Origin of the sequence: Tritonibacter mobilis (assembly GCF_001681715.1) — a bacterium.
Classification (GTDB): Bacteria; Pseudomonadota; Alphaproteobacteria; order Rhodobacterales; family Rhodobacteraceae; genus Epibacterium; species Epibacterium mobile.
Genome location: NZ_LNWY01000008.1, coordinates 81,961 through 97,239 on the forward strand (window position 1 = coordinate 81,961; position 15,279 = coordinate 97,239).

At 55.7% G+C, this 15,279-nt stretch carries 13 protein-coding genes and 1 pseudogene; 3 read left to right on the forward strand and 11 right to left on the reverse strand.

Annotated elements, in window-relative coordinates; genetic code table 11:
- Positions 1–34: 34 nt before the first annotated feature.
- Positions 35–481, reverse strand: a complete 447-nt coding sequence (locus UB90_RS09910; RefSeq protein ID WP_065326847.1) for an SRPBCC domain-containing protein — start codon at positions 479–481, stop codon at positions 35–37.
- 49 nt (positions 482–530) lie between these two features.
- On the opposite strand from UB90_RS09910, the gene UB90_RS23220 reads away from it, so the two are divergent.
- Positions 531–905 carry an ArsR/SmtB family transcription factor gene (locus UB90_RS23220; protein WP_065326846.1) on the forward strand — a complete coding sequence of 125 codons (375 nt, stop codon included), beginning with the start codon at positions 531–533 and terminating at the stop codon, positions 903–905.
- Between the two features lie 2,022 nt (positions 906–2,927).
- Here UB90_RS23220 and UB90_RS23225 read toward each other — a convergent pair.
- Positions 2,928–3,053 carry a hypothetical protein gene (locus UB90_RS23225; RefSeq protein ID WP_264753310.1) on the reverse strand — a complete coding sequence of 42 codons (126 nt, stop codon included), beginning with the start codon at positions 3,051–3,053 and terminating at the stop codon, positions 2,928–2,930.
- 285 nt (positions 3,054–3,338) lie between these two features.
- On the opposite strand from UB90_RS23225, the pseudogene UB90_RS09925 reads away from it, so the two are divergent.
- Positions 3,339–3,685 (forward strand): annotated as a pseudogene (locus UB90_RS09925) (integrase core domain-containing protein); the annotation flags it as partial.
- A 58-nt stretch (positions 3,686–3,743) separates the two neighbouring features.
- Here UB90_RS09925 and UB90_RS09930 read toward each other — a convergent pair.
- From UB90_RS09930 to UB90_RS09940, 3 genes are read right to left on the reverse strand one after another with little or no spacing between them, the layout of a single operon-like run.
- Positions 3,744–5,123, reverse strand: coding sequence for a S8/S53 family peptidase (locus UB90_RS09930; protein WP_065326843.1), 1,380 nt, complete (start codon positions 5,121–5,123; stop codon positions 3,744–3,746).
- On the reverse strand, positions 5,123–5,971 hold the full coding sequence (locus UB90_RS09935) for a phosphatase PAP2 family protein (RefSeq protein WP_081285556.1): 849 nt from the start codon (positions 5,969–5,971) through the stop codon (positions 5,123–5,125). Before UB90_RS09935 ends, UB90_RS09930 begins: the two co-directional genes overlap by 1 nt.
- A 12-nt stretch (positions 5,972–5,983) precedes the next feature.
- Positions 5,984–7,876 carry a transcriptional regulator gene (locus UB90_RS09940; protein ID WP_227512082.1) on the reverse strand — a complete coding sequence of 631 codons (1,893 nt, stop codon included), beginning with the start codon at positions 7,874–7,876 and terminating at the stop codon, positions 5,984–5,986.
- Positions 7,877–8,055: 179 nt separating this feature from the next.
- Between UB90_RS09940 and UB90_RS09945 the strand changes: the two genes are divergently transcribed.
- The gene (locus UB90_RS09945; RefSeq protein WP_131818804.1) at positions 8,056–8,826 is read left to right on the forward strand and encodes a helix-turn-helix transcriptional regulator; all 771 of its coding nucleotides are present in this window, start codon (positions 8,056–8,058) and stop codon (positions 8,824–8,826) included.
- A 240-nt stretch (positions 8,827–9,066) separates the two neighbouring features.
- On the opposite strand, the gene UB90_RS09950 is transcribed toward UB90_RS09945, so the two are convergent.
- From UB90_RS09950 to UB90_RS09975, 6 genes are all read right to left on the reverse strand, one after another.
- Entirely contained in the window at positions 9,067–10,740 is a 1,674-nt protein-coding gene (locus UB90_RS09950; RefSeq protein WP_065326840.1) for a S8 family peptidase, read from the reverse strand.
- 11 nt (positions 10,741–10,751) lie between these two features.
- Entirely contained in the window at positions 10,752–11,027 is a 276-nt protein-coding gene (locus tag UB90_RS09955; protein ID WP_065326839.1) for a hypothetical protein, read from the reverse strand.
- Positions 11,028–11,124: 97 nt separating this feature from the next.
- Positions 11,125–11,541: a hypothetical protein gene (locus tag UB90_RS09960; protein ID WP_065326838.1), complete on the reverse strand. Its 417-nt coding sequence runs from the start codon at positions 11,539–11,541 to the stop codon at positions 11,125–11,127.
- A 206-nt stretch (positions 11,542–11,747) separates the two neighbouring features.
- The gene (locus tag UB90_RS09965; RefSeq protein ID WP_065326837.1) at positions 11,748–12,107 is read right to left on the reverse strand and encodes an RtcB family protein; all 360 of its coding nucleotides are present in this window, start codon (positions 12,105–12,107) and stop codon (positions 11,748–11,750) included.
- 409 nt (positions 12,108–12,516) lie between these two features.
- Complete coding sequence (locus UB90_RS09970) at positions 12,517–13,986, reverse strand: NAD-dependent succinate-semialdehyde dehydrogenase (protein ID WP_065331935.1); 1,470 nt, start codon at positions 13,984–13,986, stop codon at positions 12,517–12,519.
- Between the two features lies 1 nt (position 13,987).
- Positions 13,988–15,265, reverse strand: coding sequence for a 4-aminobutyrate--2-oxoglutarate transaminase (locus UB90_RS09975; RefSeq protein WP_065331936.1), 1,278 nt, complete (start codon positions 15,263–15,265; stop codon positions 13,988–13,990).
- Positions 15,266–15,279 lie beyond the last annotated feature (14 nt).

Below are 15,279 nucleotides of genomic sequence, written 5' to 3' on the forward strand. Positions count from 1 at the left end.
CGTGACTTCGTTCGTCTGACCGGGAAAAATGTGGTTACTTGTAGAAACCTTCTCTCAGGTTGATACCGTGCTCAAGCCATGCCTTCATCGCGCAGATCATGCCTGTCCATCCTTCGCAGTTTACAAAAGACGAGGACAGACCGTCAGGCGTTGAAGGCCAACCAAATTCAGTGATCCGAACCAATGTCCGACCATCATCAAGCGGTTGAAATTCCATAGTAACTGTCGTCCATGTTGCGGAGTCTTTTTCCGGCTCCCACTGTAGGACAATCTTGCGGTTGGGCACGACCTCCTGAACCAGTACAGGGCATGCGCCAGTGCTTTCATGGAAATTCCACGCGACTTCTACACCGGCCTCCAGCCTCCCTGACGCACCACCCGTCGCAAAGTACTGCGTAAGCTGACCCGGTTCGACCACAGCTTTGAAAACCTCTTCGACAGGTTTGGAAATACGTCCAGCGACGGTGAATTTTGGTTCCATTGGGTATTCCTCCCTTTTCTTCACACAATTAATGTTATAAAATTATAACATGTCAATAGAAGACCAATACGATGCTTTGTTCAAAGCACTTGGGCACAGAGTGAGACGGCGGCTCCTTGACCTGTTGAGGTCAGGACCGCAAACGACAGGTCACTTGTGCGAGGCGATGCATGAACTTGATCGGTGCACTGTGATGCAGCACTTGCGCGTACTGGAAAGAGCTGGGTTGGTCGTCGTCGAGCGACGCGGAAGAGAGAGGTGGAACCACTTTGACGCACTGCCCATCCACGATCTGCAGACGCGCTGGATTGGGCCCTATGCAGAATATGCAGCTTCTGTGCTTTCTGATCTAAAAGCGGGCGTTGAAAGCGATGACGCAGAGCTGAATGAGCTGTCCATGCAGGCTCAGGACCAGATCAAGTAAACGAAGGCAACTGTCCATGCGACCGGTGAAACCTAAGGTTATGCCCCACCTTCATGACGGGCAAAAAAACTCAACACATTTGGCAAGAAACGATCTTGTCTTTTAAATCCTGTCGCGATAAACGCTCTGCACGGCGAGGACGACGTTCTCGCTACTTGCGTTTTAGCTGGCTGTAACCTTTGGTTGGTCACTGAATGTGAGAAAAAGTGTAGTGTTTGTGCCCCTATAGCTCAGCTGGTAGAGCAACTGATTTGTAGCGTCGTCTCAGGCTCAATTCTGAGGCAAGTTGCAGCCCTCGATGGAAACGTTGAGGTGAACTGGTGTCAAATTCGGGGAAACCTTAGCAGCTTCGGCTGTTGGCAATCCCGAGCGAAGCTTTCCGAGGCGACTTGGATTGAACGTGTAGAGACTTGACGGCACCCACCTAAAGCCTTTCGGGGTCATGGTGAAGAGAAAGTCCAGACCACAAAGCGCCATATGCGTGGCGGCGAAAGTCGTAGTGGTATGAATCAGTAGGTCCGCGGTTCGAGTCCGTGTGGGGGCACCATTGCGCCATCTTAACTACATGAAAAATATCAGGTACTTTCAGGTGATGCTCGTCTAGTCTCCCTTTAAGTCCCCCTTTCACGTATTGCTACGTCGTCAAAATCCGTCATGCTCGAAATCAAGCGTCTAGTCGCGGGGTCGTGTCCATAGCACTCCAAGAACAAAGCGCAGGCTTCCCGCGCGGCATCATCTGCGCCGCGCCGCAAGCGCTCATAGGTTCGCCAGTGCATCCCTTTGGGTTTGCCCTCCGGGAAGTCAAAAATTCCACCATGCCAACCAAGGCGCGCCCGCAGTCGCTCGCAACGCCGCGCTGCGCGATCAGGGGCATCTTCTTGCTGAGAAGGGTAAGCAACGCCGACATGCGAATACAGCGCCCCCATACAGCTTGGCTGCGCGGCTTCCACAACCTTTTGCTGGGCAACGGAACCAAGGGCGTTCGCCTCCGAACTGGCAAGAGGTCCAATCCATCAAGACTGCGTAATCAAAGCCCCTAAACTCTGTGCCGGGTGATCGGCTGCGATAGATCAGGCGCAAGGTGTGACGTGTTTCGATCTGCACTTCAATGGACGCAGTTACTTCCTCGCCAACCCTCCACTGCCAATGAAACCGGGTTGCAGGCCGCAACAGTCCATCGCGTGCCCAGCGCCGGATATCCAGCGCCCGCAAGCTATCGGTCGCGTCCTTTGCTGAGAATGGGTTGCGAGTGTGGCGACCGTGAGTGACCATTGACCTGCCTCTCTCTTTCGAAATGAATAGGGAGATTGCTTGAAAGGATTCTACTCAATGCGCCTGTTACTTCTATCCGTATTGTTTCTCGCCGGATGCGCGAGCCAAGTTATGCAAGGATACGTGGGGAAACCGATTTCGGAAGCTATTCTGGATTACGGCCCCCCCTCGCATACGCTTGACCTGTCGGACGGTCGCCGAGCTTTCCAATGGAAAAGGACCAATAGCGGGATGTTTCCCACGACGTCGCCAACATCCGCCACGATTTATGGGGCGGGAGGATCTGCAACCGTTCTTGGCTCCACAACAACATACGTTCCCTATTCCAATGACTGCGTTTACACGCTTACGGCTGTGAGGCAGGGGCGGGACTATATCGTTGATGGTTTCCGTCAGCCGTCATTGGAATGTGAGTAAACCGCTCTGAAGAACCTTCTGCCCATGGCTATATCTATAAATGCCCCCAAATTTTGGGTAGAGGAAACAAACGATTTTCCCGGATAGCGCCCCAATTTCTGGGGTGATAACGGCTGCGGATCGGGCCTCAATCACAGTTTCTGGGATGGTCACGCACAGATTTTGCGTGGGGGCGTTCCTTTTTCCATCTGGCAAACTCGCGGGTGGCGGGCTTTTTGTCAGCAGTTTGCACTTCGGTCAGCGCACAGAGTCAGGCGCGCCCGTTCCGGCGCGATTTTCTGGCATCCTCCCCATGAGTTGAACGTGTGATCTGTCCATTCGATATTTGACTGCTCAGCCATGGAATTTTCCTAGTTCTGCATTGAGTGACAGGATCTGCTCTGCCTGCTCGGTGGCTTTTCGGGCAACGTCTTCAAGCTGCATCGCAAGCCTGTCTCGCTCGACCACCAGTGCCCTCATGCGCTGTGCGTCTTGGTGGTGGGTGACTGCCGCGCCACCCATCAACAAGAAGAACTGCTAAAGATCGAGGCGGGCTGCAAACTTGACGCAGCCTTCGTGGTCTTCCCCCACTGAAGTGGTCCTCCGCTATGTTTAGGAAAACGGAGGAAACAGATGGCCAACAAGCGCCCTAAGCCCGAAGAGATCGGGCAAGCCCCGCCTCGCTTCCATGGGCGTGAGTGAGGAGATGGCAGGTCGTATCAATGCCCAGATGAGGATCCATGTCGATGCCCGTGACGACGGATAATTCTGCGATGGTGCTCCGAAAAGAAGATCGAATGGCATTACATCGCGCCAAGCAAGCCGATGCAGAACGGCTTCGTCGAGAGTTCCAATGGTCGGATGCGCGATGAGCTGCTCAATGGGACCATGTTCTGCAACTCGGCTCGCGCGCGTGTTGTGATCGCTGACTGGGCCGCCGACTACAACACAGAGCGATCGCATTCGGCCGTGGATTACCAGACCCCGGCTGGCTACGCGCTGGCCCTCACCATCGCAATCGCCCACCCCGCTGCGCGAGATGAAAGCTCCGCGCGTCGGGCGATTTCTTAACCTGCGTAAATACCAACCGGGCTCCGGTCGCGGCTGGATGAAAATTCAGTGGCAGGTCACTCAGAGGAGTGTCCCCTGCGCCTCGTCTTAGATTTTGTATTATGTATCAGGGAACTGAGGACTTCCAGACCAGCATGGCACGTTTAAAGGAATATCGCCGTCGGACTGCGGATGGCTTTTGGCCAGAAGCCAGGATTTTGCTGCGCTTCCGGAGTCTGCGGGACAATCGCCAACAGAACGCCCCAGCGATATGAAGCCGGCCACCAACGCGGAGGCCGCAGACGTTCCCCCGAACCGGCTGAAATAGGATCCGTACTCGCGCAAGGAGCCATCCAATGACGCACCGGCAAACGGGCTGCCGGAATACCCTGCGGGGCCGGGGACGTCGGTGCTGATCACGTCAAAGCTTGAGAACTTGTCATTGTCGGTGCTTGGGGGCACTCCGATGGGGTCGTATTCGGGATTCCGTTCGTCAAGACGCACCTGACTGGCATCGAAGGCCTCGGCATCGTTGCTGGGGGCGAATACGGTGATACCCTGACGCCCGGAATAGCTGCTGAGAAAGCCTTTGGCGTTGATCGCCCCGACCGAGATGATGCCATTGTGTTCGGTGGCCAGATTGGCAGGGTAGATCGCGCCTTCTTCATTGGCGTTGCCAGCGGCGCAGACGATCGGCCTGTTTTGTGAGATATTAACAATGAGTTCCGCCAGTTCGCTCCACATGTCGTCATGGACCGGAGAAGCAGCCACCTGCCGAACTAGATCCTTGATGTTGTGACTGCCCAGCATCACATCACCCAGTTCCGGTACTACCCGACTGGGGTCTGAGATCGTGCGCGGCAGCAGGATCACATCGGCCTGAATGAGTTCCGCATATAAAAAGGCAAGGATCATGCCCTCTGGTTCGGGATCAAAATTGGTGGAGATCTGGACAATTTCGCACATCGGATCGACACCGGAATAGGGCAGAGCGAGCGGCTCAGTCTCGCCGGACGCAAGGCGTTTTTCGGTGATGCAGGGACGGGCGCCGACAAGACCAGCAATACAGGTTCCGTGACCCGAAAAATCGGGTAGCGTGCAGGGCTGAACCCTATTGTTATGGGCCGCGCTTCCGTTGGATAGCCTGTCGGTGAACTCGGTTAGCAGGCGTACAGAATGTGGTAACCCATCAGCGATGTTGGTGTCCCAGTCCAAATCGAGCGTATCCAGCGCGCCACGATAGGGAAAAGAGCCAAGGCGTGCAGAAAAGAAGTCGATTGAAAGCGCTGTGTTGATCGTGTTCTTCAGGTTGGGGTGCTCTGGTGCGACAGATGTGTCAATCACCGCCACACGCGTCGGTTTCTGAGGCGGTGTCGGTGTCCAACCGAGGGGCGCGTTCCGGGCATCCAGAACACCCAGTGTTTTCAAGTGCCACAGCGCGTCATAGTGCGGATAGTTTTCCTGCCCGGTGACGGTCAGATCGGTTTCAGTTTGTCCCATTAGAGCCACTCCGCTTGGGCTGCGAGCATTTGCTTCTTGCAGACTTTTTCAAGCACCGGCGCGATCATACGAGCCAATTGATATCCGGCCTGCGTATCGCAGGCATAATGCAGTCCGGCCCATTCACGATTTTCCGCAATGCGTCGGGCGCTGTTGAATAGCTCAGAACTTGCAGGATGTTCTGGCAAGATCCGAGAGAACAAAAACGCGATCGAAAATGACTGGAAGGAATGGTTTGACGGATAGGATTGATGCGGCGGATTGGGCAGAAGCGGGCGCAGACGCGGCTCGATCTGATTGGGGCGTAACACGTTATAGCGGTCCTTGTAGCGCAATCCGATTTCATCGGTTAGGGCGAGGATAAGGTAGAAAAGCCCTTCGGTGGCGTCATACCCCCCCAGTTCCTCAATACCCAAAGGGCGCAGATAGCCCGAAAGTTCGATATTGGCCTCGCGGAGAATCTCTGCTTCGCGCCCGGACTCTTGGGGAGTGGTACGCAGGGCTTGTTTGACCAGAAGATCAAGAGCATGTCGGCGTAACCCTTCGGCATTGGGTGGCAAAGGCAAAGGCAAATCCTGCCACTCTGACCGTAGATCATGCAGAAGTTCACGTTCTTTCCACGGTTCTTGCAGCGCGGCACCGGCGGCGTTGTTCAGAGATCTGTTGCGGTTGCGGTTCCTGTTGCGATTTCTGTTTCTATTGCGATTTAATGATAACAGCGACAGGGTCGCGCCTGCGATCGCTGCGGCGTCAGGGTTGTCGACCGGCGCTTCGGCCTGATCGTCAAGGCGCAGGCCCGTGGAGGTCACGGTGAACCGGTGCTGGGTTAAAATATCCTGAATACTCAATGGTGTCTCCCTTTAAGTAAACTTCTTGATCGTTGAAATCAGGTCTGTTTCAGTGCCTTTTTGAACAAGGCGAAAACGAGCTTTTTGAACTTCTGGATCGGCGAAATCGGGGTCGCGTAGAAGGAGCGTTTCGTAAGTGCTACGCGCTTCGTCTTCTCGGTCCAGTCTTGAGAGATTTACGAGCAGATATCGCATGGCAGCCGCAAATTTGGGTTGTTTGCGCAGTGCATTGCGACTCGATGCGATGGCCAGTTGGTTCCGACCCAGCATGGTCGAGGTCATCGCGAGTGTGGTGTCGTAGCTGTAGCTCAGCGGGCTGAAGCTGCCCAAGTAGACTGCACGCTCGGCCGCCTTATGCGCGGCTTCGAAATCACCAACATACATCCGGTTCAGCGCGTAATGATCCCACACAAATGCCTGGTTCGGGTTGAGCCTCAATGCCTTTTCCAGCAGGTCGCTGGCGAGCCCGTGTTCATGAAACACATAACCCATTGCATGTGCCAAACAGGCCAGTGAAATTGAATTAAACGGGTTGCCGCTCAGTGCGCCGCGGGCCAGCGCGTCCGTGGCATTCACATCGCGAGGACCAAGCACGCCAAGGTTCTCGCCCACTTTGAAGCTGGTCGCATAGGCGCGCATGGCATCGAACAGACCCGATGAGGTCTTATCGGCATGATCACGCAACATGGCCTCGGCGTTTTCCAAAGCGCGATCGTCAAGTCGAAACATCATGTTCAGCGCCGACATGGCGGCGACCATGGGCTTGGGTTGTTCCGTGAAATCTGATTTCAGGCGTCGTTCGAAATGCCGCGAAATGCGGTCGACATTCTGATTGATGAAACCCGCAAGCACGTAACTGTCATACGTCAGCGCCTCATTAACGCTGGTCTGAATGGACTGGCTCCACTCCAAAGCCATGTTTTTGGCTGAGTAAAAGAAGAACGTGAGTGTCAGAGAATGACGGATTTGAAGTGCCCGCACGCGCAGCAGATAATCGGTGTTGCCAGCGCTGAGCAGCCCATCGGATGGGCCACTTGAGTCGCGCAGGTCGTAAATGTCGAGCGGATGCAACTCTCTGAGGTTTTGGACAATCCCCTCAACGAGGTGATCGGCGATAAACGCTGTGTCGGCACCACACCCTTGCTGTATGTTCGGCATGACGCCAACGCAAAGACGGGCCTCGGGGGCCGTTTCACTGAAGGCTGCGACCGAGGGTTGTTCAGGCGGTAGGGCGGTGTGAGGCAGTTGCGCGACTTGTTCAAAGAGATCTGCTGCGCGATTGCGCCAAGCTTGACGTTCCAGCAGCAACCAGTCCTCGAACTCTTCATCCGCCACGTCAATCCCTTCAAGAAGATCGGTTTCAGCCGTTACTCTGAGGGCCGTGAACGTGTTAATGTCCGTTTCGATATTGCGTATGTCGATCCAGACTGCATCGCGCCGGAGCATGATGGCATGCCGGTCCACTTCGAACATCGCATCAAAAAGCCCACCTAGATCACGGCGCAGTTCGAACAGAAGTTGACGCAGGCTTGTCGAGGATTTTCGCTCGCAGCTTTCGCTCCAGAGTTTGTCGCGCAGCCACACACGCGTGCGCTGACACCGTGGTGCCAATGCCAACAGAGCCAAAAGCGCGCAGGCCTTTTTACTGCGCGGCGTCACCGTGTTCCCGGCCCCATCACTCAATCGGAGGGGGCCGATCACAAAAAGCTTAGCTACGATTTGTGTTGGCGTCGGCATAGACCGAGTATGTGGAGAATCTGGTGCATTTGGAAGAGAAGAGGGACTAGTGTGCGTCCTTGTGATCGCGGCGCAGGCCCCACCTGTTGAGGAAAGGCTAGGCTGTGAAAAGGACGACTTTCCGTTTACGTTTAAGGCGTATTCCAATGGTTTCGTGTTCAAAAGCATTTTCCACTTCCCGCCCAAATGCAGGAATCACCCTGCCAAGGCTGGCGTTAGTGAAGCGTTAACGTATTGGAGCCTAGAGCGTTAGGCGCTGATGCAGACACTCTGCAGACGATGCGAAGCAGTGCGCGCATGTTACCGCCAATTCCTTGATCGTACGGAGTAATTCCCTCGCATGATGCGTGAAGCTTACGCTGGGTAAGCTTCACGGCGAGCTAACGCGGCTCCGCCATCATGGACGCGTTTTAAAGATTTCGATTTTCTGCGGGGATCACACCATGAAAGTTTTATTAGTGTCTCGAAATTCGTTTTTCACATCTGCTTTGGGCGCCGTATTGGAGCAAGATGGCATTCGCTTCTCCATCTCGACCGAGAGCTTTCTAACGCTGTGCAAATGCAGGGGCAATGCGGTCGGCACCGCCGATGTTCTTGTGATGGATGTGGGGGAAGGATTGTCCGAAGTGACATTTGGGGCGTTAGCGAAGCTGCATCAAGATCAACCGCGATTGCGATCCATGTTGGTGGTGCCGGGCTTCGATGCGGCGCAGTTGGCACGAATATTTGCGAGCGGGCCTGTCGGATGCGTTCAGTCTAGCGCGCCGCTTTCGACGTTTCCGCAATATGTGCGACTGGTGGCAGAAGGTCAGCGTGTCCTTCCTGATGGGGCAGCTGATGTTCTGCACCGGCTTGTCCAAAGTACCCGTCCACTGGCGAATTTTCGGTCGATCAAGACGGGTTTGACCCAACGTGAAACACAGGTATTGGGGCAGTTGTTGCGCGGGGCACCCAATAAAGAGATTGCCCGCGTGCTGAGTGTACCGCTCACGACAGTGAAGAGCGATGTGAAATCAATTATGCAAAAAACTGGTGCTGCGAACCGCACAGCACTGGCGGTTTCAGCGGTTCAGGCGGGAGTGATGCAAGTGGAACAGGCGACGTTGCACTGTGCGTGAGCCATCCGGTATATGCTGAGATCGCAGCGGCGAGGCGAGGCTCTGCCTCGTGCTCCGGGATATTTGGAGTTAGAAGAAACGTGCTGCCTCTAATCTCTTCTAACGGCAAATATCCTCGGGTGAATTGGCCATAGGCCAAGAGGGGCGAAGCCCTTTATCGTCTGCGACGAAGAAAGCCACGAAATCTCCGCATGGATGAGCCATGCGGAGTGTGGTTGCCCGTGGCCTTGAGGTAATGCATCAGGCCTGTTCACGAATTAATTTTGCCGCGTCCAGTGCTTTTTGGATCAGGTCAGCCACCGTATCTAGGCCGTCCATAGGCGGTTTGGACGGGATTTCGCCCTCACCCGGCTGCGGCATGGGGGGGGCATTCCCAGTGAGAAGGGGCAGTCCGCTTCCCTCGAAGTCTGCGGGTAGACCGAGAGGGTGGGCAGCATCCAGCACAGCTTGAAACAGCGACTGCGAACGGGCGTCGCTGCGCGGCATCGCCTGGATCTGAGGATTTTGAGCCAAAAGGACGGCCGCAACACCTGCGATATGAGGCGAAGCCATGGATGTGCCGTCATTTGAAACGTAGGCATCGCCGGGCACAGTTGAGATAATTGCAACCCCCGGACCGCAAACATTGATCTCTGGGCCCCGGCAGGTGAATCCCGCCGCAAAATAGGTGCCGTCGGCGCTGACTTGCGGGGTAATGTGGCGGGCGTGGAAACTGTCTTCGGGAAAGGTTCCCAGTTTGCCGATGGCAGCAACGGCCATGACCTCCGGGTAGGCGGCAGGATACATCACGGGGCCTGCGTTATTCCCGGCAGCGGCTACCAATAGGATTCCCGCTTGCCGCGCGGCCTGCATACGTTGTTGCAAAAGCGTGCTGGGATTGGGGCCGCCAAGGGACATATTGACGATGTCGACCTGCAGTTGGATTGCGGTGTCGATCGCTGCCATGAGCTTAGAGATACTGGCCCCCGGAAAAACGCGCAAAGCAAAGATATCGACCTTGTCTGCAACGCCGCGCATTCCGATGGCATTGTTGAGCGCACCAATGGTGCCAGTCACATGGGTGCCATGGCCGCTGTCGTCGGTTTTCCAATCTTCTTCCGGATCACCATCTTCGGCAAACCCGCGGCCACCGGCGGCAACGACATCAGGGTGCCCATCAGCAAAGCCACTGTCGATCACGGCAACGCGCACCCTCTCACCTTGGGGCATTGCGACATTGCCAATGGTCTCATTGCCCCACATGTTGGCCTGTGGCCCTTCAAGTGAGACCGGCAATGCGGTGAGCCGTACGACGTTATTCTGTGCTGCCAGCGACGGGGCCTTGATCACGCGGCTCCAATAGCCATTGGCAGGTTTCAGGCGCAGTTGGGTCAGACTGTCCAGCGTTTCGCCAAACAGCTTAAGCGTCACTTTGCCTTGGGTATTGGTCACTTGCCGATCTGACCATAAATCACCGGCGAGATCGACCTGCACCTTGGGCAGCGGCGTGTCGTTTTCGTCCACCACTTTCAAAGTGACTTTCAACTCGTCGCTTTGCGTGGATAGCTCACGGGCCATGCTCATTTCAAATGCATCAATGCCGGGGCTGAGGGTGAACATTTCAAGATCATGATCTTCTTCGATGATCAGGGCCTCGCCATGACGGGTGCGCAACTCATCTGCGTGTGCGTCGGTCAGTTCGACTTGCAGAGTATGGATTTTTTGACTGTCCGGGTCGCGCATCGCTTTAAAAGCCATCGGTGCAGCTGGCGCACCATCCACGGTTTGGGCGGCGATTTTCTCTTGGCGCTGTGCGAGTTCCGCTCCCAGTGCTTCAAGATCCACTTCTTGCAGGTGAGCGGGTTGGCTTGCCGGTTTGCCGATGATGAAACGGCGGGTAGGCTTGCGATCTTTGCGGGATGTGACCTCATGCATTGTCTTATCCTTCACGCGTTGAGTTGCTGATTGATCAGCGCCAGATCGGTGGCGATCTCTTCGAGACGGCTGGCAAGGTCGCGCACTGCGTGGCGTAGATTTTCTTCGTTGGTACGGGTGGGTTTGGTCAGTTCTGTGACGGTTGCAAAGCTGGCCTCGAGTTGAGCGATCAACCTGTCGATGGACGCGTCATTTGACAGCGGTTCGGCCACAATTTCAGTGGCCTCATGTTCCGCGAGGAATGCATCAATTATCTCTTGATCGCTGGGGATGATAGGGCGTGTCATTGGGGGCTCCTGTTGGGCGTGCCGGACACTGTTGCAGACCCGGCCAATGGGGTCGCGAGACCATGAGGGAGGAGATGCATGGTCTCGCGGGCGGGTGTTACTTCTTTGTGCAAGCCCGGATGCAGCGATAGGCGTCATAGGCTGCACGGATTGCGGAGGCGTATTTCTTTGCTTTGAAATACTTCACAGCCGCCAGAACTTTGGGGGCGCATTTGGCGCATTTGCCGTAACGCTTGACCAGACGGACGACGGTGGCGATCAGCTTTTTTGCTTTGTTCCGCAGAAACCGGCCAATGAACTGTGCATCATAGTCATTGTCGGCCATTTCACTGATCGACGTCGCCTCGACATCCAGCAGGCTGATCCCTGCAGCATCCAGTTCCGCGTCCAGTTCGGCAAAAGCCTCGCCAAACTCGCTGTCCATCTCCTCAAGGCCGAGGCCTGCGAATTCGGCATCCATAGCCGAAAACTCAGCTTCCATTTCCTGCAATTCGGCGGCGGTATAATCAGACATTTGGTAATCCTTTATCGGTTTGAAAACTGCGCCAGTGATCTGGCAGGTCTGTTTTCGCTGCGGCAAAGGAGAGGTGAGGACCTCTTTGGAGAAATCCGGGTCTCTTATGGGGGACGTGATTTTGTGCGGGCGGCGTGCCTGCTTCTTTTGGGTTTGCCCAATTAAGGGAGAAAGGGGCGGCACCGAGCCACCCCGAGTAGTTCATTTTACCTCTTTGAAATGGCGACCCTCAAAAACTCGATGTGGTTCACCACGCTGCAACTGCCCATGAAGCGTCCATGTTTCAGGCGACGCCTGGGCAGATCGAGGCGAAACAGTGCCATGCCACAGCCGATATCTGGCCCAACAAGTTGAGGCCAAATCCGGTCGGCCAAAAAGGCCGCCCCCACCGGGCCGTAGCGACCTGGATGCAGATCAGGAAAGCCAGCGACAGCTTTCATGCCGGGCCAGCCCGCCACTTGTTGGAGTTGTTCTTCAGAGCGCCCGTCAATCCATGTTGCGTGGCTGTAAAATTTGGAAACCTGAGCGCCAGCAGCGCTTCGTTCCCCAGAAATGGGATTGCCCATCTTTCATCTTTCCATAGAAGTAAAAGCGACCTGAGAGGGTCGCAGATGGATCGATACGAATGTGGGAAACCCGAGTGGGGATCAGAGCCGCATCAGATCCAGCGGAAGGGAAGTGTTGATGGTATCGGTCATGTCTTACCCTCCTGTCTGTTGCGGGTGAAAAGTATCGCCTTGTTAGATCGTGGCTCTCATCTTGTGTAGCCCCCGCTCCCAGAAGATGAGGGAAGTGATGCAATCGCGTGACAGGACAGCCTGCCACCTGTTGAACGAAGGCTGCTGGCCTGATGCAGGCGCTTTACCAAGCCACGTATGAGGCAGCTTGGAAGCGAACGCGCCAGAGTTTGTTGGGCCAAATAGGCACCACGAGAAGCCTACTTTAAGTGGGCATCCCGGCGTATGTAGGTACGCCTTAGGCCATGCCACCGAGGCAGATGTTCTTGATCTCTAGAAAATCCTCGATGCCATATTTGGACCCTTCGCGCCCAAGCCCGGACTGTTTGATGCCACCGAAAGGAGCGACCTCGGTAGAGATAAGGCCAGTATTGATCCCGACCATGCCGCTTTCCAATGCTTCGGCCACGCGCCAGACGCGGCTCAGATCGCGCGCGTAGAAATAGGCTGCCAGTCCAAAGTCGCTGTCGTTGGCCATCGCGATCACTTCGTCTTCTGTTTCAAAGCGAACCAAGGCTGCTAGCGGGCCAAAAGTTTCCTCATGGCATACCACCATATGCTGGTTCACATCGCGCAGCACGGTTGGTGTAAAGAACGTACCACCCAGATCGGAACGTGCGCCGCCGGTGAGGATCTTTGCGCCTTTCCCCACTGCATCAGAGATATGAGCCTCTACTTTGCGCAGGGCTGCATCATTTATCAGCGGGCCCGTGGTCACATCCTGATCAAAGCCATTACCGACCTGAAGGGTCTGAACCTTGTCGGCGAGCTTGGCAGCAAAGGCATCATAGACGCTGTCTTGCACATAAATACGGTTTGCGCAGACGCAAGTTTGGCCGTTGTTTCGGAACTTCGCAATCATGGCCCCCTCAATTGCCTGATCAAGATCGGCGTCATCAAACACAATAAAGGGTGCGTTTCCGCCCAGCTCTAACGACATTTTTTTGATCGTACCGGCAGCCTGTTCCATCAGAATGCGCCCGACGCGCGTGGAACCGGTAAAGGTAATCTTGCGCACCTTTGGGTTTGTGCAAAGTTCTTGCCCCACGCCGGATGCATCGGTGGAGGGGATGACGTTGAACACGCCAGCGGGCACACCCGCCCGTTCTGCCAAAACAGCCATGGCGAGCGCCGACAGCGGGGTCAATTCGGCTGGGCGCGCAACAAAGGTGCAGCCTGCAGCCAGAGCCGGCGCAACCTTGCGCGCGATCATCGCGTTTGGAAAGTTCCAAGGCGTGATGGAGCCGACAACGCCCACGGGCTGTTTCAGAACCATAATGCGCTTGTCACGCTGATGGCCGGGGATCACGTCGCCGTAGACCCGTTTGGCCTCTTCTGCGAACCATTCGATAAAGGACGCCCCATATAGGATCTCGCCGCGTGCCTCCGCCCATGGTTTACCCATTTCAGCGGTGAGAATGGTGGCAAGGTCGTCGGCATTTTCAATGAGCAGATCGTGCCAACGCCGCAAAATCGTGCTGCGTTCCTTGCCGGTGAGAGCCGCCCATGCAGGGCCAGCAGCCTGGGCAGCATCAATTGCGTTTGCGGTCGTTGCGACGTCGAAATCTGAGACCTGCGCCACCAGTCGACCGGTGGCTGGATCGGTAACATCGAACTTTCTACCGCTTTCTATCCACTGGCCGTTCACATAAGCGCGGGTCTCCAGCAGGCTTGGGGTTTTTAACCAAACAGACAATAGGTCGGTCATTTCAGGCTCCCTTCACGGCAGAGATTGATGCCTCGAGAATGTCGAGAGCCTCAGAAAACACGCCATCGGGAATGGTGAGCGGAGCGAGGAAACGGATTACGTTGCCGTAGACACCGCAGGTCAGCAAAACCAGCCCCCGGTTCAGGGCCTCGGTACGGATTGCATTGGCCATATCCGGGTTCGGTACAGATCCATCCGCCGAATAAAACTCTGCCGCAACCATGAAACCGGGGCCGCGTATGTCAGCGATTTCGGGTACTGTTTCGCGGATCGCGCTGAGACGTTGCTTGAGCCGCGAACCGAGTTCATTTGCCCTGCCACACAGGTCTTCTTCTTCGATGACATCCAAGACCGCATGCGCTTCGGCAATGCCCAAAGGGTTGCCGCCATAGGTGCCACCCAAGCCGCCGGGTGCGGCGGCGTCCATGATTTCAGCGCGTCCGGTCACAGCTGCAAGTGGCAGACCACCGGCAAGACCCTTTGCCATTGTGGTGATGTCCGCAGCCACATCATAGCCTTCCATCGCAAAGAGATGTCCGGTGCGGGCAAACCCGGTCTGGACCTCATCTGCGATCAACAAAATGCCATGGGAGTCGCAAAGTTCGCGCAATCCGCGCATCAGCTCAGTCGGTGCGGGATAAAATCCACCCTCACCCTGAACCGGCTCCAGAATAATTGCGGCGACGCGATCAGGATCGAGGTCTGCTTTAAACAGCTTCTCGATCGCCGTCAGGGCATCGGATGTTGAGATCCCATGAAGATCGGCAGGGAAGGGGACGTGAAAGACATCGGGCATCATCGCACCGAACCCTTTCTTATAGGGTGCAACCTTGCCGGTGAGGCTCATTCCCATGAAGGTGCGACCGTGGAATCCGCCGCCAAAGGCGATGACGGCAGATCGTCCGGTTGCGGCACGCGCGATTTTGATCGCGTTCTCGACGGCTTCGGCTCCGGTGGTGACAAAAACGGTCTTTTTGTCAAAGTTGCCCGGCACCTTGTCGTTCAGGCGTTCGGCCAGCCGAATGTAGTTTTCATATGGCAGGACCTGGTGGCAAGTGTGGGTAAATGCCTCGCTTTGTGCGCGCACGGCCTCCATCACCTTGGGGTGACAATGGCCGGTATTCACAACGGCAATTCCAGCCGCGAAATCAATATAGCGGCGTCCTTCCACATCCCAGACTTCTGCACCGCTCGCACGGGAGACATAGACCTGCGTTTGCATGCCGACACCCCGGGATATAGCGGCGTCGCGACGGCGGGAAATTTCGGCATTGAGCATCTGATCAGTCCTGT

Bases quoted from the DNA above. Each gene is read 5' to 3' on its own strand.
- UB90_RS09950 (WP_065326840.1), bottom strand. From the start codon at position 10,740: ATGCATGAGGTCACATCCCGCAAAGATCGCAAGCCTACCCGCCGTTTC.
- UB90_RS09965 (WP_065326837.1), bottom strand. From the start codon at position 12,107: ATGGGCAATCCCATTTCTGGGGAACGAAGCGCTGCTGGCGCTCAGGTT.
- UB90_RS09960 (WP_065326838.1), bottom strand. From the start codon at position 11,541: ATGTCTGATTATACCGCCGCCGAATTGCAGGAAATGGAAGCTGAGTTT.
- UB90_RS09955 (WP_065326839.1), bottom strand. From the start codon at position 11,027: ATGACACGCCCTATCATCCCCAGCGATCAAGAGATAATTGATGCATTC.
- UB90_RS09970 (WP_065331935.1), bottom strand. From the start codon at position 13,986: ATGACCGACCTATTGTCTGTTTGGTTAAAAACCCCAAGCCTGCTGGAG.
- UB90_RS09940 (WP_227512082.1), bottom strand. From the start codon at position 7,876: ATGCTTTTGAACACGAAACCATTGGAATACGCCTTAAACGTAAACGGA.
- UB90_RS09930 (WP_065326843.1), bottom strand. From the start codon at position 5,123: ATGGGACAAACTGAAACCGATCTGACCGTCACCGGGCAGGAAAACTAT.
- UB90_RS23220 (WP_065326846.1), top strand. From the start codon at position 531: ATGTCAATAGAAGACCAATACGATGCTTTGTTCAAAGCACTTGGGCAC.
- UB90_RS09975 (WP_065331936.1), bottom strand. From the start codon at position 15,265: ATGCTCAATGCCGAAATTTCCCGCCGTCGCGACGCCGCTATATCCCGG.
- UB90_RS23225 (WP_264753310.1), bottom strand. From the start codon at position 3,053: ATGAGGGCACTGGTGGTCGAGCGAGACAGGCTTGCGATGCAGCTTGAA.
- UB90_RS09910 (WP_065326847.1), bottom strand. From the start codon at position 481: ATGGAACCAAAATTCACCGTCGCTGGACGTATTTCCAAACCTGTCGAA.